The following is a 23,719-nucleotide window of genomic DNA, read 5'->3' as shown; positions in this document are numbered from 1 at the left end:
TAACGCTATTCTGCCACCACAATCGTCACCGCAGTTGTGCGGTGCTGCCGCCGCCCCTGGCTATCCAATAGCTCAGCCTGAAGCCGATGCCGACCGGCGGGCAAGTTTGCCAGCCAAAACACATCGCTGTGCAGCGCCGACTGGCTAATCTCGCCATTAACCCTTAGCTGTACCCGATGGTCATCGCGTAACCGAGGAACAATGCTTAGCATTACCGGCGTGTCGGCGCCTACCTCAGCGCCAGCGCCTGGCGAGCGAATCTGGAAGCGGTCGTAAGGCATGAAGGGTTGGCCGGGTGATGCGCTCGCTGGCGGCTCATCGGGCACCTCCGCGTACTGGCTGGGCAATCCCGGCAGCGGCGCCAGCTCAAGCGCTTCACCGCCATCGCTCGGCGAGTCGGAAAAGGTGACATTACCGCGCTCATCGACCACCCGATAGACGGTCGACGACGCCGCCGTGATATCCACCCATACGGCCAACACCAGGCCAAGGCCTATGCCCCAGCCCTTTGCCTGCCCCATTAACGCTTTGCGCACCATGCGTCCCCCATAACTAAAAAACCCCGCCGTGGCGGGGTTTAGGCTTATCTGCACCACATAGGTGAGATTAGCAGCTGTAGTACATATCAAACTCGACCGGGTGCGTGGTCATGCGGATACGCTCCACGTCTTCCATCTTGAGTTCGATGTAGGCATCGATCATTTCGTCGGTGAACACGCCACCTTCGGTTAGGAAGGCACGGTCTGTGTCCAGCGCTTCCAGTGCCTGATCCAGGCTGCTTGCCACGGTGGGTACCGACTTGCCTTCTTCCGGTGGCAGGTCGTACAAGTTCTTGTCCATGGCATCGCCAGGATGGATCTTGTTCTTGATACCGTCGATACCGGCCATCAGCATGGCGGCGAATGCCAGGTACGGGTTGGCCGTCGGATCAGGGAAGCGGGTTTCAACACGCTTGCCTTTCGGGCTGGCCGTATACGGAATACGAATGGACGCCGAACGGTTACGCGCGCTGTAAGCCAGCATGACCGGCGCTTCAAAGCCAGGTACCAGACGCTTGTAAGAGTTGGTCGAGGCGTTGGTGAAGGCGTTCAGTGCACGGGCGTGCTTGATGATCCCGCCAATGTAGTACAGCGCCATTTCGGAGAGACCCGCATACTCATCGCCCGCGAACTGGTTGGCACCGTCCTTCCAGAACGACTGGTGAACGTGCATGCCCGAGCCGTTATCACCCACCAGCGGCTTCGGCATGAAGGTCGCCGTTTTGCCGTAGGCATGCGCCACGTTGTGGATCACGTACTTCATTTCCTGAACTTCGTCGGCCTTCTTCACCAGCGTGTTGAACTTCACGCCGATTTCGTTCTGACCAGCGTTGGAAACTTCGTGGTGGTGAACCTCTACCGACTGGCCGATCGCTTCCAGGGTGTTACACATGGCACCACGGATATCGTGGAAGCTGTCGACCGGGGGAACCGGAAAGTAACCGCCTTTAACACGCGGGCGGTGGCCCAGGTTGCCGCCTTCTATCTGGCTGTCCGTCGACCATGCACCTTCTTCAGAGGTGATCTTGTACATGGAACCTTGGATGTCGGATTTCCAGTGGACTTCGTCAAAAATGAAGAACTCAGGCTCAGGACCGAAGAAAGCAGTGTCGCCAAGACCGGTTGACTGCAGGTACGCCTCGGCGCGCTTGGCAATGGAGCGTGGGTCACGGTCATAGCCCTGCATGGTGGCCGGCTCGATAATGTCGCAGCGCAGTACCAGTGTGGCGTCTTCGGTGAAGGGATCGAGATAGGCAGTGCCATCTTCGGGACGCAGAATCATATCGGATTCGTTGATGCCCTTCCAGCCGTTGATGGACGAACCATCAAACATCTGACCGTTTTCAAAAAATTCTTCATCGACATCGCGTGCAGGCACGGTCACGTGCTGCTCTTTACCGCGGGTGTCGGTGAAACGCAGATCTACCCACTTAACATCATGCTCTTCAATTAGCGCGAGAGTCTTGGCTGACATAGTGTCCTCCGGTATGAGCGTGGCTTAAAGCTAATGACAGTAAGCTACCAATAAATGTTGTTCGACATGTCACGTGCATCTTGGCACGCCTGCCTTGCTTATTCACTCAACGTTTGTCCGTTGCAATCAACAGAACGTCTAGCGATAGAAACCGGCTAATGTTGTAGCACGCCGCAAGGCGATTTGCCTATGACCTACTAGCCGCTGGCTTAAACAATGCAGTTTGCGTGCCACTCTTGCACCAAGATGGTATGAAGAAATAGCAAATAGTTGTTTTTAAAACACTTTAAAAATCATTCTGGCGCCACTTCATGTTGCATATCAAGCGTGTTTACCCATTCGAGACCCAATGCCATCAAATTTCGCACCAAAAAGCAGCAATGCCAAACTTTATTGCACAATAAAGGTGCACTTAACTTTAAAGCCTAATACATCCGCATAATTTGCTTGCGCGCCAAGCGATAGATACTATATTAACTTTCACACACAATAAGTTACAATTGGAAAAATCTGAGTACATAGGCCGGAGGGCACCCCATGAAGTCGGTCTGCTTTATTATCGACACCAGCGTAACGGGTGCCCAACTGCCCCGCCATTTGCGCAACATTTACCTAGCAGCCGCCGATCATCCCGCTTGCACACTGCAGGTGACCAGCTTGCACCGTGACCCCCGGTTAACGCCGATGGAACAGCGTTACACTGCTCACTGCACGACCTTGCCAGACACCGCACTAGGCGCTCGGCTTAACCATGCGGCTGGTGCCAGCCAGGCCGAATGGCTGGTGTTTGCCCTGCACGCTTCGGCCCTGCCGGTCACCCTTTGGGTGGCGATGTTTCCCATGCTGGATAGCTACGCCGTGGATGCCGTGGTGCTTGGGTCCAGCGAGCCCACCTTTCCCGCGCGCCTGTTGCAACGCTTTTTAGCTACCACGCTACAGTCGCCACCCTACATTGCCGTGCGCCGCACCTGGCTGGAACGCCTGGGAGGCTTCGACCCCGACCTCGACCGCAGCGCTCTACACGACTTTCTGCAGCGACTTCACGCCTGCCCGACACGCATACACTCGCTGACCAACGCCACCGCCACCGCCTCGCCAGGGGTCGCCTAGCGCATTGCCACATTCAGCTGCTTGCCAAACATCATCGACCCGATTCGGGACGTATTGACCACTTTGCTTAGCACGACGCAACCAGTCATGCTCACCACCGCAAGAATCACGGCATAAACCCCGATGGGCAGCGATAAAGGCGAAATGATCAGATCGGTGGCGATGAAAAACATCGGATGTGCCAGATAGATACCAAACGAATAGACATTGATTTGGCGGACCCAATTCGGTGCGGTATAGCCCTTGAGCTGACGCGTTGCGCAGAGGGTAAACAACACAAAGAACGGAATGACCCAGACCTCTTTAGAGGTGAAGTCCGGCAGGTGGGCGAGTGTTGCCACGCAAAGCCCAAGCACAAACGAACCTAGGCAGGCCGGATGAGCCAGGTACTTCATCCACATCGGTCGCTGAGCTTTGTCGCCATTAGGCGCCAATGGGTAGTAACGCACGAGCACCAAGGCCAGGAAAAACAGATACAGCCAGCCCAGTGGTGCCACCCAGAGCAGATACCCCGGGGGATCGACGCCATGCCAATACGCCGTTCCCCAGTAAGCCATGCTGATCAGACAGGATAGCCAGAACCACGGCACCGGATTGACCCGCCAGAGGCGCAAACGGGTAAACAGCCAATAGCCGACATAAAACTGCATCGCAATGATCAGGAAGTAACCGTGCCAGCCCGCATAAATAAAATACTCGACGGCATTGGCCCAGAAACTGACCGGGTCGCCCTCTGCCCACCTTGTTACCCACTCCGCCGTCGAATAGATAAACCCATAAACGAGATACGGCAGCATGACGTATTTAACCCGCTGGCGTATAAACCCTTCAGGTACCGCTTTATCGTAGCGAACGGCAAATACAAACACGGAAATAAACAGGAAAATCGGCGTCCCTAATACCATGGGAATACGCATGAAATCGGTGACGAGATTGTCGACGTAGTTGTTAACCTGGTCCATCAAATGGAATAAAAAAACGGCTATACAGCCGTACGCTCTTAACCAAAAGATTTCTTCCACTTTCTGCATGAACCCTCCCGCCACGTTGTGTTGCGCTACGCTAACGCATAAGCGCTTTGAACATCCCACTCCGTGTGCTGTCCGACCCCAGCAGAACACGATAATTCCCAACAGATGAGGTGCTCATGAGAAAACGCCCCCTATGGCGGCTCGGATTCATCAGCCTGTTTGGTTTATTCGCGGGCCTGTTGGCGGCCACGTCAACCGCCCTCGCCAGCAGCGTGGAGCGGCACCATTTCGATTCGCCGACGCTGGGCGCTCCCTACCCCTTCACGGTTTACCTGCCTGATGGCTATGCTGAAAACAGCGATACGGTATACCCCGTGGTTTACCTATTACACGGCTCGTTCGGTAACGAACGCGACTGGCTGTCCAAGGGTAATTTGCAGCAGACCGCTGACCGGCTGATTCGCGCCGGGCACATTCCGCCCAGCGTCTTCATCATGCCCGGCAGCCGTAGCTGGTGGGTCGACGGCCATAACGGCGCGGCCCGCAGCGCCTTTTTCAACGACCTCATGCCTCATGTGGAAGAGCGCTACCGCGTTGGCGATGAGCGCTCGATGCGCGGCGTGGGCGGGCTCTCGGCCGGCGGTTTTGGAGCGATTAACTTCGCCCTGGAACGCCCCGACCTTTTCGCGGCCGTCGCCGCGCTAAGCCCTGCCAGTTACGCGCCTTTTCCGCCTGGTAACTCCTCGGCCAACCGGCACCCTGCTTTTCTTGACGAACAGGGGGATTTCGACCGCGAGCTTTGGCAGCAGTTGAATTACACGGCGTACCTTGAGGATTACCGTATCAAAGTGACGCCTCGCCCCTTGGAAGAGCGTAGCGACGTGCCCCACGTTCCCATGTATATCAGCGCAGGTCGCAGTGACGTATACGACGCCGAGTTTCACGCGCGCCAACTGCGCCTAGCCATGGAAAAGATTCAGCCCACCTCAGTCCACATGGACCTTTATCCCGGCGGCCACACCTGGAAAGTCTGGCGGGCCAGCCTGCCCGCAGCGCTTAACTTTATGTTTCAGCACATTGGTGAGCCCACACTGAACGAAAGCGGCGTATAAGCTACGCTAGAAAAATGACATTCCCATGCAACGCATTATGAACAAGGAGTTTTCAATGCATAGACACATTGAGTGGGACGAGCCAGGCAGCGCCAGCGTCACCCGACTCTACGCCAGCGACCCCAATGCCGACCCCACGCCGCACACCGGCGATATCATATCGGCACGGTATCAGGGCTGTTCGGTACGCATCGACGTACGCAGCTACCGCGAAGACGACGCCGTCAGCATTGGGGACGTCGTCGCCATCATCAACGCCCAAGGCCAACGCCTCGACAGCCGCGGCAAACTCCACAAAGGCGACACCGTCCGCCTACCCGACGACAAACGCGCCATAGAGCCGAGTCCGGAGGAGTAGGTTTATTATCTAGCAGACTGCCTGGGCGGTGGCTAACGTGGTCGTCGTCGGTATCCCAGCCCAGGAGCCTTTCTGAGCTGCCTGGGCGGCAGCTAACATCTGTTGTTAATAGCATCCTCTTCGACACCTTGATAATACGTACACCATAACTACAATGTAATTGATGAGCCATCTTACCTTTGAATGGGATCCTCGCAAGGATGCCGCTAATCACAGGAAGCATGCCGTCTCGTTCCACGAGGCCAAAACCGCCTTTACAGACGAGTTCGGCCGTTTAATAGCGGACCCAGACCATTCGGATGAGGAGGATCGGTTCATACTCCTCGGAACGAGCATCCATTCTCGTTTGCTGGTGGTATGCCACTGCGTTAGAGACGGTGAGACCATTCGGATCATCTCTGCACGGAAAGCGGACAAACGAGAACGAAAGGCTTATGAGAGGTATAGACATGCGTGATCATTACGATTTTTCAGAATCCGTTAAGAATCCATACGCCAAGAAGCTCAAGAAGCAGGTGACGATCCGGCTGGATGAGGATACCGTTGCATATTTCAAGAATCTGGCCGAGGAAAAAGACCTTCCGTATCAGAGCCTCATCAATCTCTACCTTCGCGACTGCGCACAATCTCAAAAGGATCTTAAAATTGAGTGGCGATAAATAGCTGCCTGGGCGGCAGCGCACCGTTCTCTTTTATGTGTAGCTCGGCACTTTTCTTTCTGAGCTGCCTGGGCGGCAGCGCACTCACGAAACAGGATTTGCGCCTGGTCTTTCTTTTTCTGAGCTGCCTGGGCGGCAGCGCACGTCAATTCATCATGCAGGCGTCGCTTATCCATTTTCTGAGCTGCCTGGGCGGCAGCGCACGAGCCCTTTTTCACGTACTGCTGGACTATCTCTTTCTGAGCTGCCTGGGCGGCAGCGCACGCGATCCATCCAGCCGTCAGTGATGCCGTAGTTTTCTGAGCTGCCTGGGCGGCAGCGCACGTGACGATCACTGCCAGCACCTCAATCACGCTTTTCTGAGCTGCCTAGGCGGCAGCGCACCTCCACACGTACTGGTAGCGGTCGGAAATGCGTTTCTGAGCTGCCTGGGCGGCAGCGCACGTCCAGATGTAATAGTCCAGAGTATGGCCGCTTTTCTGAGCTGCCTGGGCGGCAGCGCACCTGGGCATTTTCCCGCCGCTCAAGCCGAAGATTTTCTGAGCTGCCTGGGCGGCAGCGCACCAGGCGATAGGCTTGGGGCAGCTAGGCATGCATTTCTGAGCTGCCTGGGCGGCAGCGCACGCTGATCGGCGGGCGCGCTACAAACGATGCCATTTCTGAGCTGCCTGGGCGGCAGCTAACGAAGCGGTGCCCGCATCAAAGCAGGGCGATACTTTCTGAGCTGCCTGGGCGGCAGCGCACAGTTTCGGAGCGCCACTCAATAACGCTGCCGGTTTCTGAGCTGCCTGGGCGGCAGCTAACTAGCGTCTGGCTGCTGAGCGGCGTTACCTTCACTTCTGAGCTGCCTGGGCGGCAGCTAACTGGCAGCGTGAGTTCCTGGAGGACTGGGGCAACTTCTGAGCTGCCTGGGCGGCAGCTAACCTAGCACAGTCCCGCAAGCGCTTCCTGCTCGTTTTCTGAGCTGCCTGGGCGGCAGCGCACATATAAAAGCGCTTGAGATTCATAGGCACTCTTTTCTGAGCTGCCTGGGCGGCAGCGCACGACGCGACCGCCATAGGCAGTTCGCTTGTGATTTTCTGAGCTGCCTGGGCGGCAGCGCACTAAGGGGCGCGCTCAGGCTCCCAAAGGGTTTTTTTCTGAACTGCCTGGGCGGCAGCGCACGAACACGTGGTGTTAACCGAGTCACCCTTATTTTTCTGAGCTGCCTGGGCGGCAGCGCACTGGGCGGTGGCGGATCTCCCGGCCGCACTGGCTTTCTGAGCTGCCTGGGCGGCAGCGCACTCAGGGTTTGCTCGCCGGTCACGCATGGATCATTTCTGAGCTGCCTGGGCGGCAGCGCACAGCCACGGTGGGCGACGACAGTATTTCCGGCGTTTCTGAGCTGCCTGGGCGGCAGCGCACGGGTGAGACGGATCTCGAACGGTATGGGCGAATTTCTGAGCTGCCTGGGCGGCAGCGCACATCACCCGCGTGTGGATCGCACGCCACAAGCCTTTCTGAGCTGCCTGGGCGGCAGCGCACTTACCGAAGTGCAGCTGCTCCTCGATGAGCGCTTTCTGAGCTGCCTGGGCGGCAGCGCACCAAGCGGTGCCTCTGGACGTGCGAAAGATGAATTTCTGAGCTGCCTGGGCGGCAGCGCACTGCTGGTGTTTTCCAATCCGGTATGGCGTCCATTTCTGAGCTGCCTGGGCGGCAGCGCACCCCTCCTCGGTACTGCATGGGGTCGTGCTCAGTTTCTGAGCTGCCTGGGCGGCAGCGCACTGCCCAGCAAGCCGCTCCCTTGTCTTCGTAATTTTCTGAGCTGCCTGGGCGGCAGCGCACAAAATCGCGGAGGCTATTGAGCAGCACCCGCTTTTCTGAGCTGCCTGGGCGGCAGCGCACGCAACTCTCACAGTGCCAGTGCATTCGTTGATTTTCTGAGCTGCCTGGGCGGCAGCGCACAACGCAAGTTCGGCACATTCCGCCAGCAGGCTTTTCTGAGCTGCCTGGGCGGCAGCGCACTCATTCGATGAAGCCCGCTACCTATCGGCCCTTTTCTGAGCTGCCTGGGCGGCAGCGCACGGTCAGCGATGACATTGTGTATGACCAGATACTTTCTGAGCTGCCTGGGCGGCAGCGCACATGGTCGGAAGGCGAGCTATCGCGGCGATCAGTTTCTGAGCTGCCTGGGCGGCAGCGCACGGACAGGACGCTTTCCATCCGCGCCATGCATTTTTCTGAGCTGCCTGGGCGGCAGCGCACTACACGTTCAAAGCGTCGTACCTGCCGGTCACTTTCTGAGCTGCCTGGGCGGCAGCGCACTTGAACCTCGAAACAGTGATGTCGGCGTACTATTTCTGAGCTGCCTGGGCGGCAGCGCACTTACGCATGACGCACCCCCATGAAAGCGGTTATTTCTGAGCTGCCTGGGCGGCAGCGCACGTTTTACGAGCTTATGGATGAACGCATGCATCTTTTCTGAGCTGCCTGGGCGGCAGCGCACTTCTGAATCACGCTGTTTCGCTCGGCGCGCTCTTTCTGAGCTGCCTGGGCGGCAGCGCACGCTGAGAGTGGGCATCGGGAAGGAAGTCGGCATTTCTGAGCTGCCTGGGCGGCAGCGCACCAGTTCTTTAAGAATCGATCATTCCTTCTCCATTTCTGAGCTGCCTGGGCGGCAGCGCACGAGAAAACGCGCTGCAACGAATGAGCCTATAATTTCTGAGCTGCCTGGGCGGCAGCGCACTTCTTTCCTTTCTTTAAGTGCATCACCATCTTTTTCTGAGCTGCCTGGGCGGCAGCGCACCGGCTCATGCCGTGGCTTTCATCCGGTAAGTGTTTCTGAGCTGCCTGGGCGGCAGCGCACTTCCAGATTCATCGTTGTGTGGCTGCTCGGTTTTTCTGAGCTGCCTGGGCGGCAGCGCACTTTGCCGTTTCATGCCTCCGCCATTTTTCTTATTTCTGAGCTGCCTGGGCGGCAGCGCACCTGGCTGGAAACCACGCTGGACAACATCGCCGTTTCTGAGCTGCCTGGGCGGCAGCGCACAAGGGAAGAATGACGCGGGAGCCTCACCATAGTTTCTGAGCTGCCTGGGCGGCAGCGCACCCGCTGAGTAGCGGTTTGTATTTAGATCAACATTTCTGAGCTGCCTGGGCGGCAGCGCACAAAAACGCCCGCGTGAAGCGCTTGAGCAGCTATTTCTGAGCTGCCTGGGCGGCAGCGCACGGCTAAATCAGAAAGAATTAGCTTTTTCCATATTTCTGAGCTGCCTGGGCGGCAGCGCACCTCTTCAGAGTTATCGCTGACCACCCGCACGCTTTCTGAGCTGCCTGGGCGGCAGCGCACAATACCAGTATCGCGTGCTGTCGCTGGAAGATTTTCTGAGCTGCCTGGGCGGCAGCGCACCCTGCGCATTCCGTCATCTGAGCCTGTGAGCATTTCTGAGCTGCCTGGGCGGCAGCGCACGCTACCAGGTGGCCACGGGCACCGCCGACTGATTTCTGAGCTGCCTGGGCGGCAGCGCACTCCAAGTTAAGCAACTCCCCGCGGCGGCATCCTTTCTGAGCTGCCTGGGCGGCAGCGCACATGCACAGCCAGCTAGACGAACTTAAGGGTGATTTCTGAGCTGCCTGGGCGGCAGCGCACGCACGTAGACAGTAGAACCGCAGGTCCGGCACTTTCTGAGCTGCCTGGGCGGCAGCGCACGCAGCGGCAATGAACACCGATCTTATGCAGATTTTCTGAGCTGCCTGGGCGGCAGCGCACTTAACATTGGTGTGGTCGCCGGTGCGGGCATTTTTCTGAGCTGCCTGGGCGGCAGCGCACGACAAGCTCGCTATCGTCTTTATCGCAGTCGTTTTCTGAGCTGCCTGGGCGGCAGCGCACCTCCAGGGCCTCTGCGCTTGGCTCGGCTGGCGTTTCTGAGCTGCCTGGGCGGCAGCGCACGCGGCGCGAGGTGAGCCAGGCGTTGGCTTCAATTTCTGAGCTGCCTGGGCGGCAGCGCACATCACAAACGACGCACGACTAGCATGGGTATTTTTCTGAGCTGCCTGGGCGGCAGCGCACCGAGGCGTAGGAATGGTGCCGCCCCTGTCTCAGTTTCTGAGCTGCCTGGGCGGCAGCGCACCTTCATAATCGGCGGGCCAGTCTTCGTGTTTTTTTCTGAGCTGCCTGGGCGGCAGCGCACGGGTCGTTACGCCCTGGAAGTTGAGGGCTATCTTTCTGAGCTGCCTGGGCGGCAGCGCACGGCCACGATCAATGACGGGCAGCATTGGTTTATTTCTGAGCTGCCTGGGCGGCAGCGCACGGGCCGCTCAGTAGAGAAAGGCATCCGCTCCTTTTCTGAGCTGCCTGGGCGGCAGCGCACACCGTAAGCGCAAATCTAATAGGTGATCATATTTTCTGAGCTGCCTGGGCGGCAGCGCACAAGACGAGGACTCTCCGCCAGCACCCGACGATTTTCTGAGCTGCCTGGGCGGCAGCGCACGACGTAATGACTCCGACCCTTCCGGTGGTGGCTTTCTGAGCTGCCTGGGCGGCAGCGCACGTATTAAGCGCAACGCAAATAGCCCCATTCATTTTCTGAGCTGCCTGGGCGGCAGCGCACGGAAACGCCGGAACATCGATGGCAGCGCATGATTTCTGAGCTGCCTGGGCGGCAGCGCACGGTATAATTAACGCGGAATATTACATACGCGATTTCTGAGCTGCCTGGGCGGCAGCGCACAATATGTCCGTCATCATCGCCATTCTGAAACTTTTCTGAGCTGCCTGGGCGGCAGCGCACTAGGTTTACGCAAGGCACACGTAAGAGTCATTTTTCTGAGCTGCCTGGGCGGCAGCGCACCGTAGTTGAGCTATCTGGGCGAGTAGCTGAGCTTTCTGAGCTGCCTGGGCGGCAGCGCACTAGAGCTTATCAAAATTAATGTGCTGATTGTTAAAGAGCTTTAGCCGAAAAAAGCGGTATCACCCTTTTTTGAGCAATACCGCTAAGTGATTGATTATTAGTGGCCTATTTTATCGCTGAAAAAAAGGGTCAAAACCAGGGCACCGTGGCGTTGGGGCTTAGGCCGTAATGGCTGAACGTGCCTTCCGTGGCAGACGCGGTAGGTTTGCCATGTTCAATAAAAAGGCTAAAACGTTGCTGGGTGGAACGGCTATTGATCTGCACAAAGGGAAGTTCAATACGCCGTTCGGCCAACTTAGCGTAAATCTGCTGCGCTTCGTCTTCCGAGATGTCATGCCGCTTGGCATAGCGCTTGGCACGACTTGGGCTGCCCGTATTGAACTGCTTACGCGCCACGTTGATATGTTGAGCACCAGCAGGCACCGGAAGCACCTCGCTCACCTGGGTGTGATCGCGCATACCGGTTAGCCAGCCTGCACTCATTAGCTGCTGCAAACGCGTTTGTGTGCCGTGTAGGCGAAGATGATCACCCAGCGTACGAGCGCGAACACCGTGCTTATGGCCAGGGAAGCTGATACCTACGTCCTCAGCCTGTAAATCAAACAGCGCCCGGTGCAGCTTGTTATAAAGCGCGCCCATCAACATTGCCGGGGCAAAGTCAGGGTCGGGCCTTAATCGGATATCGATATAGTGATCCATGGCTTACCCCGCTTCGCCGAACACGCCACCGCGAATCAGCGTTGCCATCACAAAGTGCTGGTCCTCTTTGGAAGGCACTTGGTCTTTGATCATCCAGTTATCCAGCAGTGAGTAGAAGTCGGCTTTCTGCTTGGGCTGGCGGTACGCTTTGCCCTGGGTAGTCACTGAGCCATAGGGTTCCACGGCAATAGGCCCAAGGTCTTCATCGTTCTCATTGGGGTACCAAGTATCAATGGTGCGAATAGCGTTACCCAGTTTCTGCGAGTGAATACCGGCAATCTGGCTAACGTGATAAAGCGTTTTGCTCTTATCACCACGGCCCCGTTCAAGAATCAGCTCTTGGGACGGGAACACCTCTTGGCCACTGCCCACGCGCACATAGGCCACTACTTCAAGCAGTAAGTGCTGTTCACCTGAAAGCGCAGCGGCGATAACTCCGGCGAGTTCTTTAAGCTCGGCGGTGTCCTCAAAAGCCCGCAACGAGAGCGACAGCGCATCAAACGTCCACTCTTTGGTTGTTTTGCCCTGGGCCAATTGGCGAACACTGACCTCGACTTGTTCTGCGCCCATGCGGTTGCGCCACAAAAAACGGCCATTGGCGAGGTTATTGGCATAGCGATACGCCAGCTCGCCAAAGCCCTGTGCTTGTTTATACTCGGCGACTGCTTGTTCCAGCTTGGCTTGGTACTCGGCGTTGTTGCAGGCCGAGGGCGTTCCCGCACCGGCCAATACGCGCAGCGTAAAACGCGCCACTAAGGTATCTGAATCATGGGGCAAAGTGGCGACATCGACGGTTTGAAGGTTGGGGTCTTCGATTTTCGCATCAAGCTTAGCGGGGTCTTGGTCTTTGGCTTTCAGGCGGTTGGAAATGGTGCCGCGCACCGATTTTTCGCGTACTTCTACCGGCTGCCACCGCTGATTATCTTGGCGCTTATCCCAGCTGCTGGCGTAAAGCAGGGCATCGGAGGGATCGAGTTTGCGCTCAAAAGCGAGGACGGAAGCGGTTTTAAGGGTATCGTTTTTAGCCATGATTAAGCTCCTTGTTTACTGTGCTGAGGCGCGAAGGTGGTAATCGTTGTTGAGTCGGTAGAGTCCCGCTTCTTCGTCGTTATCAACGTACCAAAGCAGGTCTTCAGGTTGCTTCATGCGGTGGGGGCTGACCCATTCGCCAATGGAGTAGAGGCTTTCAACAAAACGAAAATGGGTCTTGGCATCGCGGGCATTGGCCACTTCTCCGGGCGGGAAAAGTTCAGAAATAGCGCCGTAACCTACGGGGATAGGCACTAGCCAGCCGCGATAGGGCCGCTGCACCTGCCAAACGGGCTTCTCGTTGGATTCACCTTCATTTTCCAGGGTGCAGTGGTGATTGAGCCGTGAAAGGTCTAGCCACGCATCCAGCAAATTGGCCTCCGGGTTTTGCTGTTGCAGCGCTTGGTGGTGCTCGGCGAGGTAGTCATCGCGCAGCGTTAGCGCAAAGCCCGGTAACCAGCGCCGCTTCAGACGCGCGAACTGCTTTTGCCGTTTTTCTTCATCGCCATCAAGCGTGACCCATTGCGGGCGTTGCTTATGGCTAGGCACAGCGCGGTTAGGGATGACGCTGCCACCGGCAATGCGCATGCCCGCCACTATCTCACCGATTTTTTCGGCAATGCGCTCGCGCTCACTTTCTGCCGCCGCTGTATCAATCGCGAAGATCAGCGTGATATCCAGATGGATGCGCCCTTCTTCTACAATGGCTGCCGTTCCGCCCGTTTTATCCACTGGATTACGGGTCAGATGAAAGCCTCGAATGTAGCCACCCTCTGTGGCCTGGGCGTCAAAATCGTGGCAAATAACACCGACGTTACCGAGCGAAACGTTGATACCTGCTGCATAGAGCTTGCGCTCCAGAGCGTGCATCAATCCCACAAAGGCACTCATGGCAGGAAAACCCCAGGTCATTGGGCTCGAAATCGCGTTGGCGTTTTGTACCCGCAGGTGCGGCAGGACCAGGAGATTTTTCACTTCACTCATCGTCATCACCTCCTGGTAGGTTGGCTAAGTCTTCCATTAGGCTTTCCATCCAGTGGCGGTCACGATCCTGCAGGCGTTGATGAGTCGCATCTTTCTCCAGTGTTTTCTGCCAGCGGCGAAACTCCACATCGCCTAATGGGAGCTTTTCACCCAAAGCAGCATTCAGCCAGCTAGCGAAACGGTGGCGAATGTCATCGGCCCACTCCACGCTATTTCGTGCTTCACGAAAAGCGGCATCTTCCTCGGCTCGGCCAGGGTCTAGCCAGAAGGCTTCTTCAGTGACCAATTCGCATTTTTCATCGTCGCTCCAACCGGCTGGCAGGCTATGCATTTGCATGGCAAATAGCGCCAACTCATCCATCAGCATGGCAGTGTAGTCATCGCGTAAATCGCGGGTGTGCATATCGGTGGAAGGATTGGTCTCCAGAAAACGCTTGAGGTCTTTAACAAGGGAGCGCACTTCTGAGCGGCTGCCAAATACGCCTGGGTGGGAGAAAACCGATGCTACTTTCAGCGGTGGGCGAATATCACGGACATTCCAACTGGGCGGGAGTGATGCCAATAAGTAGTTGTTACCGCCTCGCTCGCTGTTAAGTTGCGAGATATTTTGTGGTTTGGTTCCGCCCATTTTCTGTGCAGCTAAATTGGGGTAGCTGTGCACGGCTTGCTCGGCGTATTTGCCTTCCCGCTTGGCTTTACGTGTATCTTTAGCCTCTTCGCTAAAGCGGTCATGGTTAATGGCTTGGAATACGCGGTGGGCCAGCGAGGTGGCATAGAGTGGAGCTAGCAGATGGAAGTCTTCACTTTCCAAGGCCTCATCACCCACCAGCCAATAGAGCTGTTTGCCTCGGGTATGTGAAGCATGTTCGCCACGCGGTTCGGTAATCGCAGCAAAGGCGCTTAACCACGCCTGGGCTTGTTCGGGGTTATCGCTTAATGCTTTGGCAAACTCGCTATCATTTTCTAGCGCACGCTCAAGAAGCGATTTTCCCTCGAACTGCAGCTTCAAGAACTTATAAACATCCAAGGCTGCGGCGTTCCCAACAACATCGCCCGCAAAATCAGCGGGTAGCACGTGGCTGCCGACAAGACGATGGTTGTTTAGCGATTCAGGTGGTGCGTAAAGATTGGAGCCTTTGGCATCGGGGTGGATAGGCTTGAGGGAGTGGGTAACAACTTGCAGTTGACCAACGCGCCTTGCCGCATCGTTGATCCAGGTATCGAACTGGAACTGCTCAACCAGTGCCTGGTATTTCGGGTCATCGGGAGCTAGCTTTTCCGCTTTGGTATCGAAGCGCTCTTTTAAGAAGGCTTCAATCCCAGAGCGAATTTCCGCTGCTCTGCTATTATCTGCCATACGTTTTCCCTTTGGTTATCACACTCTGTTGGCATAGAAATGATGATAAATCACAGTGACCACATCTTTAGTATTCTTTGGTCTGAAGAAGATCAACAATTTGTAGGCTTATGCTCTGATTTCCCCAGTCTTTCCTGGCTTGCGAATGACAGCGCTGAGGCTCTTGTGGCATACAAGCACTTGCACGTGAAACGCTCGCAGATATTAACGAGCATGCTTAACGTCATTTGCTCCGCCAAAACCCCAACACCGGGTGATATCCCCAGCGTTGGTTTCTAGCCGAGGCCGTTACCGTGCCGAAGGTTCGGGCGGCGCGATCCAAGGAGATATCCAGGTCTTCGGCCAAGTCAGCCAATGCTGTTAAGTAGTCACTGGCGCCCCAGGGTTGAATCCGCTCGCCCTGCTCTTTTGCAAGATCCACCCGCACCAGCAGGCTCTCCTCCACTGGAACGTAGAGCTTTTCACCCCGCCTTGCGCCATCGTCTACGCGGTGCAACGTCCAGGTTTCGCCTCCCTCATCGGGCATCAGCGCTAGCGTTATTTCAGGTTCGAGCTGCTTGCGAAATGGATCACGCTGAATCAATACACCGGTTAAGTGCACCTGTGGCACGGCGTACCAACTATAGGCCCCCAGCGGTGGCGGCTTGGGCTGCTTGCCAAGCCTGATCTCTTTTTTGGTTAACGGTTCAGCGGGCTGTTCAATCATCAGTTGATGCAGCCGCTCATGCTCCAGATCGACGAGACTTTCTGTGGCGTGCAGCGTTTCCCGCGCCAGCACGCGGGGGCGAGCGTCAATCACCTGGTATTCATCCGGCGTTAACAAGGTGTTAAGTGAGTGGTTTTTGAGACGCCAGGTAGCGTTTGTTTCAAAGCCTGGTTTATGAAAAGCAGGTTCGCCCGGCCGCTCAAGGTCTTTTAAATTGGTCTCTAACAGCAAAATATTGGGCACTTCGCAGGCCTGCCCGCGATGGCGACGTACGCGCCCCGCTAGCTGGATAATCGAGCGCATGGAAGAAGGCTCTACGATCGCCCAGTCGTAATCGTGGTCGCGGCCCACTTCGGTGACCGGCGAGCCCAGCACAATAAACAGGTGGTCGTTTTCTTCGCTGCTATCGAGCAGGCGGCGGATATCGGGCTGCTGAAACACGCGCTCTGGCTCGGCGCGTTGCAGCGTTTTATCCAACCGGCGCTCGATCTCCGAGCGCATCACCAGTGGGTGGCGGGAGTGGTAAACGCAGAGGTGAATGCGCACACCTTCCGGCGCGCCCTGCTGGAACAGCGCCCTGGCCACATCCACTAAGGGGTCGATATTGGCCATGCGAATAAGGCCAAAACTGACGCGTTTGCTGGTGTGAGGATCAACGGAGTGGTGCCGCTGGTGCAGCGCCAGCGCATGCTCGCGTAGCAGCGCTGCAACCGCGGGCCTTATTTCTTCTGGCCGTTTACCCAACGCTGGCAACGCTAAAACATCGCCACGGCGGCGCACCGGGCTAGCGGCTAGGCGTTCTAACCGGCGTTTGGCGAAGGCGTGATGCGTTGCTTTGAAGGCCTCGCTGCTGGCGCAGTTTTCATGCTGACGGTCGTGCTCGTCGAACCAGGCGCAGCAGATATCCACCGCCAAACCCGGCTCGCCACGGTGGCGCTGGAAGGCTTCGCGGCCGCTGCGGTAGGCTTCATACAACCCTTCGACCAGCGCTGGCGGCAAGGTGGCGGATGAAAGAAGTACCCGCGAGCCCAGCAGCCCCGCCCAATTCACTAATCGAGCAAGCGCGGGCAGGTCGTTGATATCGAAATCGTCGATTTCATCGAGCACTAAGTCGCTGCTCATTAGCCGCAGCATGGGCACGATCTGCCGTCCGCCACGGGTGCTTTCCGTAGCGGGCACCAGATGGTCAACGGTACATACCAATATGGGCGCGGCGATCAGGGCGCGGGTGCCCGGTTCATTATTCAGGCGGCGCAGCACCGGATGGTTATCGAAGTTGCCGTCAAAAACCACGTGGGCGTCTTCTTCGATCAGCGCCTGTTGAGACGCTGAACCGCTGGCTTCGGCTTCTTGTTCGTAGTGCTCAAATAGCGTTTTATTAGCGCTACCGCCCACGCGAACAGCGAGTTCATCTTCCCCCAGGTGCAAACGCTCGCGAAGGGCTTGACCGGTCTGCAGCGTTAACGTGCGTAGCCCAAGCGCAATGCTAAAGCGTGCGCCCTGCTGAGGATCAGCCAGCGCGTACATAATGCGCCCATTCGCCAGGGTTTTGCCGCAGCCGGTGGAAGCCATATTGATGCCAAAAAAGCCTTGTCGTTGGCTGCGTTCTCTAAGTGATTGGGCCAGGTCAAAGGCTTTGTCCTGCCAGCGAAAGCGCGGGTGACTGCTGCGTTTACGAAAACCTTTATGGCGCGCTAAACGCGGCAGGTGACTGTCGACGCTAGGCAGCGCGCGCGCAATCGTAGCGGCGTGTTTTTCCACGCCCAGGATATGCTCATCAAGCGGCTGATTGGGCTTGCCGGTTTTGCGCACGGTGTTGGCAACCAGCGGATAGCTGGGTTCGCCACGCACGCGATGCTGGGGGTCTTCCAGGCTTGAGTAGTGGTGGTCGGCGAGCATTAAGCTTAGCCGCGCCAAGTGCATGACGTAGTGGCTTTCCAGCCAATGACGATCTGCTTTTAGCCGTGCCTGCAACCGCCTTGCCAGTTTAGTGGCGCGTTCGCGCCAGCGGGGCGTGCTAACGGGCAATCCACCCTTGAACTGCCAATAGGGCGCAATTCGTTTAGGGTCTTGCGTCTCGGGAATCTCGTTCCATTCAGCATTGATGGACTCAAATAACTGGGGAAGCTGCTCTGCTTGCAGGCTAGTGCTCCCTCGCCCCCAGCGCCTTGGGGCGTCATCCTCTTTGTCCGGCGGTTTTAACGGCAGGCGGTGGTGGCTAAGCACCAGCCACCCCAGCGCGGCCGCCAGCGGTGGTAGGTCGCTAAACACCGCCGACGTGGTGTTATCCAATCCGTCGCGTTCGACGCCTTTCAGCCAGTCCTGCTCTTGATAGTCGCCTTCGGCTAGTCGCGCCAGCCAGGTGGCGTCGTCGTTACTCCCCACAAACGCTTGGAATAGCCTTAACGATACCCACTCATGACGATATAAATTGCGCCCTTCCAGCTTGCCTTTGAGCCGCTGCTGAAAGGCATCGCAGGCTTTGCCCAGGTCATGCAGTAACGCAGCCAGGGCGGTGAGCAGGAGAATATCTTCACCGTTGTGCCAGTCGTTTTCATCCTGACGGCGCAGAATATCGCGGGCAGTGGTATTGGTCGGTACTGCGCCATTGAGATTGAACTGGGCGGCATCCCCCACCACCCACAGCAGCTCACTGTGGTCGTGGCCTCGAATCCAGTGGCAGGCAACGGCGGTATTCTTGCGGGCGGTTTTACGCAATAGTTTGCGCAAGGTATCCAGCCCGGCTTGGGTGATCGGTGTTTGCCAGGTACGGTCGCCGCGGCGTTCGGCAAACTGATCAAGGACGCGGCGGGTTTGTTTAAGGGCGTTCTTGTTGCACTGGGAAATCAGCAGCACATTCATGATTCGCCGCTCCCCAGCTCTTGCCCCAACTCCTGAGCAACTTCCTTGAGCGTGTCGATCATGAAATCGAGGGATTCGGTGCGGGTTAAGCGCTCGATGCAGGCTTGGCGAAACTCCTGCTCTTCATCGCCACGCATGGCAGAAATAAACGCTTGGGGCAGAATCACCGCGTCTTTCACTAAGTCCGCCACATCAAAGACCAAGCCGCCCCGGCGGGTTTTGCCGTGGAGTACCGCAAGCCCGTGGGGAATACCCAGCACCCAAGTAGCGGTCGCCGCCAAGCCGTAGGCTAAATAGTTGCCGTGATCGAGAAAGCGGTTGGCGGGGTCGGTGCCTGCACCGCGCTTGGCACGGGTGAAGTCGCCGTAATCAACGGCATTCACCGCCAGCTTGAACAGCGTTTTGGTTAACCGCGCTTCCAAGGTGAGCAAATCAACGGTGCTGGGGGCTTTGTTGATCGCTTCGCGATGGTGGTTCAGAGCGCTGTGCAGGTGATCGGTGGAGATGCTAAAGCCTGCGTCTTTCATCACGCGGCTTGTCCACAGGGCTTCTATACGGGCAAGGCGGGCTTGCTGAAAGGCGCGGGCGGCATCCAGGCGTTTTGCATCGTCAAACCAGAAGCGCACCCAGTATTGCAGGTACTCCGTAGGCCGGTACTCGCTCTGCGGGGTCAGCCAGGCAACGTCTACATCCACCTCATTGGCGGCAAACAGCGGCGTGCCACCGCCGCCGCAAAACCCGACTAACACACCGGCTTTAGCAAGCTCGCGCATCGCCGCCTGGGTAATCGAGGTGCCGGTGCCCAACAGTATCGAGGTGGTGTTGGCAATGGGGATATTCCAATAGCGGGATTTGCTGCCCTCATCGGTGACGTACTCCACCCGGCCACCGTTCACCAGCACCCGGCAGTGCTGCAGGTAATAGAGGTTAGCGCGCTTGGAATGAAGAATGGTTTTTAAATCATTGGGCGAAAAGTCATCCATGCGGCGCTCCTGGTTGTCGTTTCATTTATCTAATCATTCTTTATAACGAAACACCATTGACCTTCGTCATACATCGCCAACCCAGAATCCACCCTAGCCTGATTTGATGGCATCGCGGCATGATTAGCGTTGCCCTGCGCCGCTGAGCGCGTAGAATATGCGGCAAATTTTTGGCTTTGCCATCGTTATGTTATAACCTATTCGATTATTCACGAGGTCGGCTTAATGAGTGAGCATTCGCATCGCCACAACAAGGAAGGCCCTTGCCATTTTTCGCTGATGTCGCTGTCGGCGTTGCGGCGGCTGCTGTCGGTCTCGGTGCCCTTGCTGGTGCTTTGGTTGATGGTGTGGTGGGCTAACGGGTGGGCGCTATGAGTCAGCGTTCACTAGCACGGCTGCAGTTGCACAACCTGCATTTGGCTCAGGGGCACCGCACGGTGCTTGAGCATGTGGAAGGCGACTTTCAGCCCGGGGCGATTACCGCGTTGATTGGCGCTAACGGGTCGGGCAAAAGCACCCTGATTCAAGCCATCATGGGTGAGTTACGCCCGATCAGCGGCAAGGTGGTTTGCACCGTGCCCAAGGAACGCCGCGCCTGGCTGCCGCAGCAGTTGGCGTTGGACCTGACCTTCCCGATGAGCGTGGAAGAGCTGGTAATGACCGGCAGTTGGCCGAGCCATGGGGCGCTGAAAGGCTACTGCGCGTCGCATTACCGCAAGGGTCGCGAGATCATGGCGCGGCTGGGCATTTCGCATCTGGCGCACCGCCCGCTGGGCGAGCTTTCCGGCGGCCAGCGCCAGCGCGCCTTGATCGGCCGTACGCTGATGCAGGAAGCCGAGCTGTTACTGCTCGACGAGCCGTTTGCCAACGTGGATAGCGAGACGGTGGATATCCTGATCCGCATCTTGCGCCAGATGGCCGACGACGGGGCAACCCTGATCTTGGTGCTGCACGATATGGACCACCTGCGCCGCCTGGCCGATGAGGTGCTGATGCTCAACGGCGGTCACGGTCGCTGGGTCTCGCCAAGCGCCCTGACGCACCAGCACGCCCCCGCGGAAGTGGTGCCGTTCACGCTGGGAGGTCAACATGCTGGCACTGCTTGATGCCTGGTTTATCGCGCCTTTCGATTACGGCTTTATGCGCCGGGCAGTGGTCGGTGGTCTCGCGCTCTCGTTGGCGGCACCCACGCTTGGGGTATTTCTGGTGTTGCGCGGCATGAGCCTGATTGGCGACGCCATGGCCCACGCCATTCTGCCCGGGGTTGCATTAGGCTTTTTGCTGGCCGGGTTTTCACTGCCGGTCATGAGCATCGGCGGCGTGCTGTTTGGTGTCATGGTGGCGTTGCTTGCCGGGGCCGTTTCCAAGATGGGCGGCCAGCGCGAAGACGCGGCCATGGCGAGCTTTTTCATTATTTCACTGGCTGCTGGCGTGATGCTGATTTCCATTGGTGGTAGCAGCGTCGACCTGACCCACGTGCTGTTTGGTTCGATTCTGGCGATCAACTCCACCGCGCTGCTGCTGATCGCCGGGATGAGCACGCTGATTGTGCTGACCCTGGCGGTGATTTTCCGCGCCCTGGTGGTGGAATGCCTGGACCCGCTGTTTCTGCGCGGCCAGAGCCGCCGAAGCGGCTGGGTACACAGCGTGTTTTTGGGGCTGTTGGTGCTCAACCTTACTGCCGGGTTCCAAACCCTGGGGACGCTGATGGCGGTAGGCCTGATGATGCTGCCTGCCACGTCGGCGCGCTTCTGGAGCAAGCGCCTGGAGGGCTTGATCGGCATTGCCGTGGCGCTTGCGATGATTGCCAGCACCGGCGGGCTGTTGCTGTCGTTCCATCTCGATATTCCCTCAGGCCCCAGCATTATTCTGCTGGCCGGCAGTGGCTATCTGTTGTCTGCCCTGTTCGGCCGTTATCACAGTTTGGCGGCACGGTGGCGGCGTAAAACGGCGCCGCTACCGGCCGAGCCGAGTACTTAACGTTCGGGCGTGGCCCGTTGTATTTCCACAGGAGCGATGACATGAAATTGCACCCTTCCCGCTGGCTGGTTGGCGTATCAGCCCTGCTGGCGTTACCCGCCGCCATGGCGTCTGAACGTGTTCAGGTGGTCACCAGTTTTTCGATACTGGCCGATATGGTCGAAGAAGTAGGCGGCGAGCACGTCGAGGTGACCTCGCTGGTCGGCGCCGACGGTGATGCTCACGTCTATACCCCAAGCCCGGGTGACGCGCGAGCGCTGGCTGATGCGGACCTGGTGGTGTTCAACGGGCTGCTGTTTGAAGGCTGGATGGAGCGCTTGATCGACTCCAGCGATTACACCGGGGCGCTGGTGACGGCAACCGCGGGCATTGAGCCACTAGACCGGTCAAGCCACGATGACCACGACGATCACGGGCACGGTCATGACGATCACGCTCACGACGACCATGGACACGACGATCATGGGCATGAAGAAGACGGTCACGCTGAACACGCCCATGGCGATGATGACCCGCACGCCTGGCAGGACCTAGCCCGCGCCGAAACCTATGTCGCGAATATCCGTGATGGCTTGATCGAAGCCGATGGCGACAATCGCAAGGCTTATCAGGACAATGCTGAGCGCTACCTGGCCGAGATCCGAGCGGCCGATGAAGAAATCCGCGCGCTGATTGACGAGATCCCTGGCTCTACCAGTGTGATTACCGGCCACGATTCGTTTGGCTACTTTGCTGATGCCTACGGCGTGCGTTTTCTGTCACCGGTTGGGCTTTCGACGGAAGCCGACCCTAGCGGGGCCAGCATGGCCGAGCTGATCGACGTTATTGAAGAAGAGAATGTCGAGGCGCTGTTCCATGAAAACATGACCAATCAGTCGGTGCTTGATCAATTGGCAGAAGAAACCGGGTTGAGCGTGGCTGGCACGCTATATGCGGATGCACTGAGCAGCGAAGGCGAAGCAAGTACTTACTTAGGCATGATGCGCCACAATGCCAAAACGCTCCACGATGCGTTAGCTGAACCCGGCCATAGTGAGACGGATCATGATGATCACGGTCATTCTCACGACCACGATCATGACCACAGCGAGCATAGCCACTGATCGGCCCGGATCAACAAGCGCTGCTCAGGCGTTGGTTGCCTTGAGCAGCCATGCTCGGAAACACGCCATGGCGTGAGTTTCGGTGCGTGTCTGCAGGCGCGTCAGCCAGTAGCCGCCCAAACTGACGGCGGTGTTAAAAGGCTGTACCAATGCGCCGCTGCTCAGTTGACGGGGAAACATCCGCGGTGGCGCCAGTGCCACCCCTGCTCCTTGCAAGGCCGCTTCCACCATCGCGATGGATGAGTCGAACACAATGCTTTTGGTCATCGGATAGCTACTGGGTAATCCTGCCGCCAGTAGCCATTCAGTCCATTCATCAGCGCGATAGGAGCGTAACCAGGTCTCGCCCAGTACATCGGCTGGCGTGTTGAGACGAGCCGCTATCTCCGGAATGCACATTACCGATAGCGACGCCGGAAATAAGGGCTGCGCGGCGGTACCGTGCCAAGCCCCGGTGCCAAAGCGGATTGCAAAGTCGAGGCCCTCGGCGGCTAGCTCGGCGCGATTGTTATGGGTGGAAAGGCGCAGGTCGATAAACGGGTACTGTTGCTGAAAATCATCCAGACGTGGCAATAGCCAACCGACGGCAAAGGTCCCCACCACCCCCACATGCAGTACTCCCCGGTAACCGCTCTCGCCTATCCGATCCAGGGTGTGCGCCATCTGGTCAAAGGCGCTATTCAGCACCGGCAACAGCCGCTCACCCTCCTGTGTCAGCATCAGCCCTCGGGGCAAGCGTTTAAACAGCGGTACCTTCAGTTGCGTTTCAAGCAGCTTGACCTGGTGGCTAACGGCCGCCTGGGTGACACAAAGCTCATCCGCTGCCCCGGTAAAGCTCAAATGCCTCGCCGACGCCTCAAAGGCACGCAGCGCGTTTAACGGCAGATAAGAACGTGCCATCCAGACC

At 57.6% G+C, this 23,719-nt stretch carries 18 protein-coding genes, 1 pseudogene and 1 CRISPR repeat array; of the genes and pseudogenes, 9 read left to right on the top strand and 10 right to left on the bottom strand.

Features of this window, described 5'->3' with window-relative positions:
• Nucleotides 1-5: 5 nt before the first annotated feature.
• Together HXW73_RS01085 and glnA are read right to left on the bottom strand one after the other, a co-directional pair.
• The gene (locus tag HXW73_RS01085) at nucleotides 6-539 is read right to left on the bottom strand and encodes a DUF4124 domain-containing protein (RefSeq protein ID WP_240538682.1); all 534 of its coding nucleotides are present in this window, start codon (nucleotides 537-539) and stop codon (nucleotides 6-8) included.
• 67 nt (nucleotides 540-606) lie between these two features.
• Nucleotides 607-2,013 (bottom strand): glutamate--ammonia ligase, encoded by a 1,407-nt coding sequence (gene glnA, locus HXW73_RS01080; protein WP_186254506.1) that lies wholly within the window; start codon nucleotides 2,011-2,013, stop codon nucleotides 607-609.
• A 537-nt stretch (nucleotides 2,014-2,550) separates the two neighbouring features.
• On the opposite strand from glnA, the gene HXW73_RS01075 reads away from it, so the two are divergent.
• Complete coding sequence (locus HXW73_RS01075; protein ID WP_186254505.1) at nucleotides 2,551-3,123, top strand: hypothetical protein; 573 nt, start codon at nucleotides 2,551-2,553, stop codon at nucleotides 3,121-3,123.
• Here HXW73_RS01075 and HXW73_RS01070 read toward each other — a convergent pair.
• The gene (locus tag HXW73_RS01070; RefSeq protein ID WP_186254504.1) at nucleotides 3,120-4,154 is read right to left on the bottom strand and encodes an acyltransferase family protein; all 1,035 of its coding nucleotides are present in this window, start codon (nucleotides 4,152-4,154) and stop codon (nucleotides 3,120-3,122) included. The two genes, HXW73_RS01075 and HXW73_RS01070, sit on opposite strands and share 4 nt — an antisense overlap.
• A gap of 116 nt (nucleotides 4,155-4,270) precedes the next feature.
• On the opposite strand from HXW73_RS01070, the gene HXW73_RS01065 reads away from it, so the two are divergent.
• The 4 genes and pseudogenes from HXW73_RS01065 to HXW73_RS17980 form a co-directional block, all read left to right on the top strand.
• On the top strand, nucleotides 4,271-5,206 hold the full coding sequence (locus HXW73_RS01065; RefSeq protein ID WP_186254503.1) for an alpha/beta hydrolase: 936 nt from the start codon (nucleotides 4,271-4,273) through the stop codon (nucleotides 5,204-5,206).
• A gap of 55 nt (nucleotides 5,207-5,261) precedes the next feature.
• A complete protein-coding gene (locus HXW73_RS01060; RefSeq protein WP_186254502.1) occupies nucleotides 5,262-5,564 on the top strand; it encodes a hypothetical protein in 303 nt (100 codons plus the stop codon).
• Between the two features lie 163 nt (nucleotides 5,565-5,727).
• Nucleotides 5,728-6,021: a BrnT family toxin gene (locus HXW73_RS17805; protein WP_240538681.1), complete on the top strand. Its 294-nt coding sequence runs from the start codon at nucleotides 5,728-5,730 to the stop codon at nucleotides 6,019-6,021.
• A pseudogene (locus HXW73_RS17980) lies at nucleotides 5,999-6,121 on the top strand (BrnA antitoxin family protein); the annotation flags it as partial. The gene HXW73_RS17805 and the pseudogene HXW73_RS17980, both read left to right, overlap by 23 nt.
• 98 nt (nucleotides 6,122-6,219) lie before the next feature.
• Nucleotides 6,220-11,109: direct repeats of the CRISPR family, unit length 28 nt; unit sequence TTTCTGAGCTGCCTGGGCGGCAGCGCAC.
• A 129-nt stretch (nucleotides 11,110-11,238) separates the two neighbouring features.
• Here the strand turns inward: HXW73_RS17980 and cas6f are convergent.
• From cas6f to cas1f, 6 genes are all read right to left on the bottom strand, one after another.
• On the bottom strand, nucleotides 11,239-11,808 hold the full coding sequence (gene cas6f, locus HXW73_RS01050; protein ID WP_186254501.1) for a type I-F CRISPR-associated endoribonuclease Cas6/Csy4: 570 nt from the start codon (nucleotides 11,806-11,808) through the stop codon (nucleotides 11,239-11,241).
• A 3-nt stretch (nucleotides 11,809-11,811) separates the two neighbouring features.
• Entirely contained in the window at nucleotides 11,812-12,837 is a 1,026-nt protein-coding gene (csy3, locus tag HXW73_RS01045; RefSeq protein WP_186254500.1) for a type I-F CRISPR-associated protein Csy3, read from the bottom strand.
• Nucleotides 12,838-12,852: 15 nt separating this feature from the next.
• The gene (gene csy2, locus HXW73_RS01040; protein WP_186254499.1) at nucleotides 12,853-13,821 is read right to left on the bottom strand and encodes a type I-F CRISPR-associated protein Csy2; all 969 of its coding nucleotides are present in this window, start codon (nucleotides 13,819-13,821) and stop codon (nucleotides 12,853-12,855) included.
• Nucleotides 13,814-15,178, bottom strand: coding sequence for a type I-F CRISPR-associated protein Csy1 (gene csy1, locus HXW73_RS01035; RefSeq protein WP_186254498.1), 1,365 nt, complete (start codon nucleotides 15,176-15,178; stop codon nucleotides 13,814-13,816). Before csy1 ends, csy2 begins: the two co-directional genes overlap by 8 nt.
• 223 nt (nucleotides 15,179-15,401) lie before the next feature.
• Nucleotides 15,402-18,746: a type I-F CRISPR-associated helicase Cas3f gene (gene cas3f, locus HXW73_RS01030; protein ID WP_186254497.1), complete on the bottom strand. Its 3,345-nt coding sequence runs from the start codon at nucleotides 18,744-18,746 to the stop codon at nucleotides 15,402-15,404.
• Nucleotides 18,743-19,729 (bottom strand): type I-F CRISPR-associated endonuclease Cas1f, encoded by a 987-nt coding sequence (gene cas1f, locus HXW73_RS01025; RefSeq protein ID WP_186254496.1) that lies wholly within the window; start codon nucleotides 19,727-19,729, stop codon nucleotides 18,743-18,745. Before cas1f ends, cas3f begins: the two co-directional genes overlap by 4 nt.
• Nucleotides 19,730-19,954: 225 nt before the next feature.
• On the opposite strand from cas1f, the gene HXW73_RS01020 reads away from it, so the two are divergent.
• From HXW73_RS01020 to HXW73_RS01005, 4 genes are read left to right on the top strand one after another with little or no spacing between them, the layout of a single operon-like run.
• Nucleotides 19,955-20,104: a hypothetical protein gene (locus HXW73_RS01020; RefSeq protein ID WP_186254495.1), complete on the top strand. Its 150-nt coding sequence runs from the start codon at nucleotides 19,955-19,957 to the stop codon at nucleotides 20,102-20,104.
• Nucleotides 20,101-20,835 carry a metal ABC transporter ATP-binding protein gene (locus HXW73_RS01015; RefSeq protein WP_186254494.1) on the top strand — a complete coding sequence of 245 codons (735 nt, stop codon included), beginning with the start codon at nucleotides 20,101-20,103 and terminating at the stop codon, nucleotides 20,833-20,835. The genes HXW73_RS01020 and HXW73_RS01015 overlap by 4 nt, the downstream gene beginning before the upstream one ends.
• Nucleotides 20,819-21,709: a metal ABC transporter permease gene (locus HXW73_RS01010; RefSeq protein WP_186254493.1), complete on the top strand. Its 891-nt coding sequence runs from the start codon at nucleotides 20,819-20,821 to the stop codon at nucleotides 21,707-21,709. Before HXW73_RS01015 ends, HXW73_RS01010 begins: the two co-directional genes overlap by 17 nt.
• Before the next feature lie 41 nt (nucleotides 21,710-21,750).
• On the top strand, nucleotides 21,751-22,812 hold the full coding sequence (locus HXW73_RS01005) for a metal ABC transporter solute-binding protein, Zn/Mn family (RefSeq protein WP_186254492.1): 1,062 nt from the start codon (nucleotides 21,751-21,753) through the stop codon (nucleotides 22,810-22,812).
• A 24-nt stretch (nucleotides 22,813-22,836) separates the two neighbouring features.
• Here the strand turns inward: HXW73_RS01005 and HXW73_RS01000 are convergent, their stop codons facing one another.
• The gene (locus HXW73_RS01000) at nucleotides 22,837-23,712 is read right to left on the bottom strand and encodes a LysR family transcriptional regulator (protein ID WP_186254491.1); all 876 of its coding nucleotides are present in this window, start codon (nucleotides 23,710-23,712) and stop codon (nucleotides 22,837-22,839) included.
• Nucleotides 23,713-23,719 lie beyond the last annotated feature (7 nt).

The organism is Halomonas sp. SH5A2 (genome assembly GCF_014263395.1).
Lineage (GTDB): Bacteria > Pseudomonadota > Gammaproteobacteria > Pseudomonadales > Halomonadaceae > Vreelandella.
Note: the sequence above shows the minus strand (reverse complement) of the source record. Positions and strands in the feature narration are given on the sequence as shown.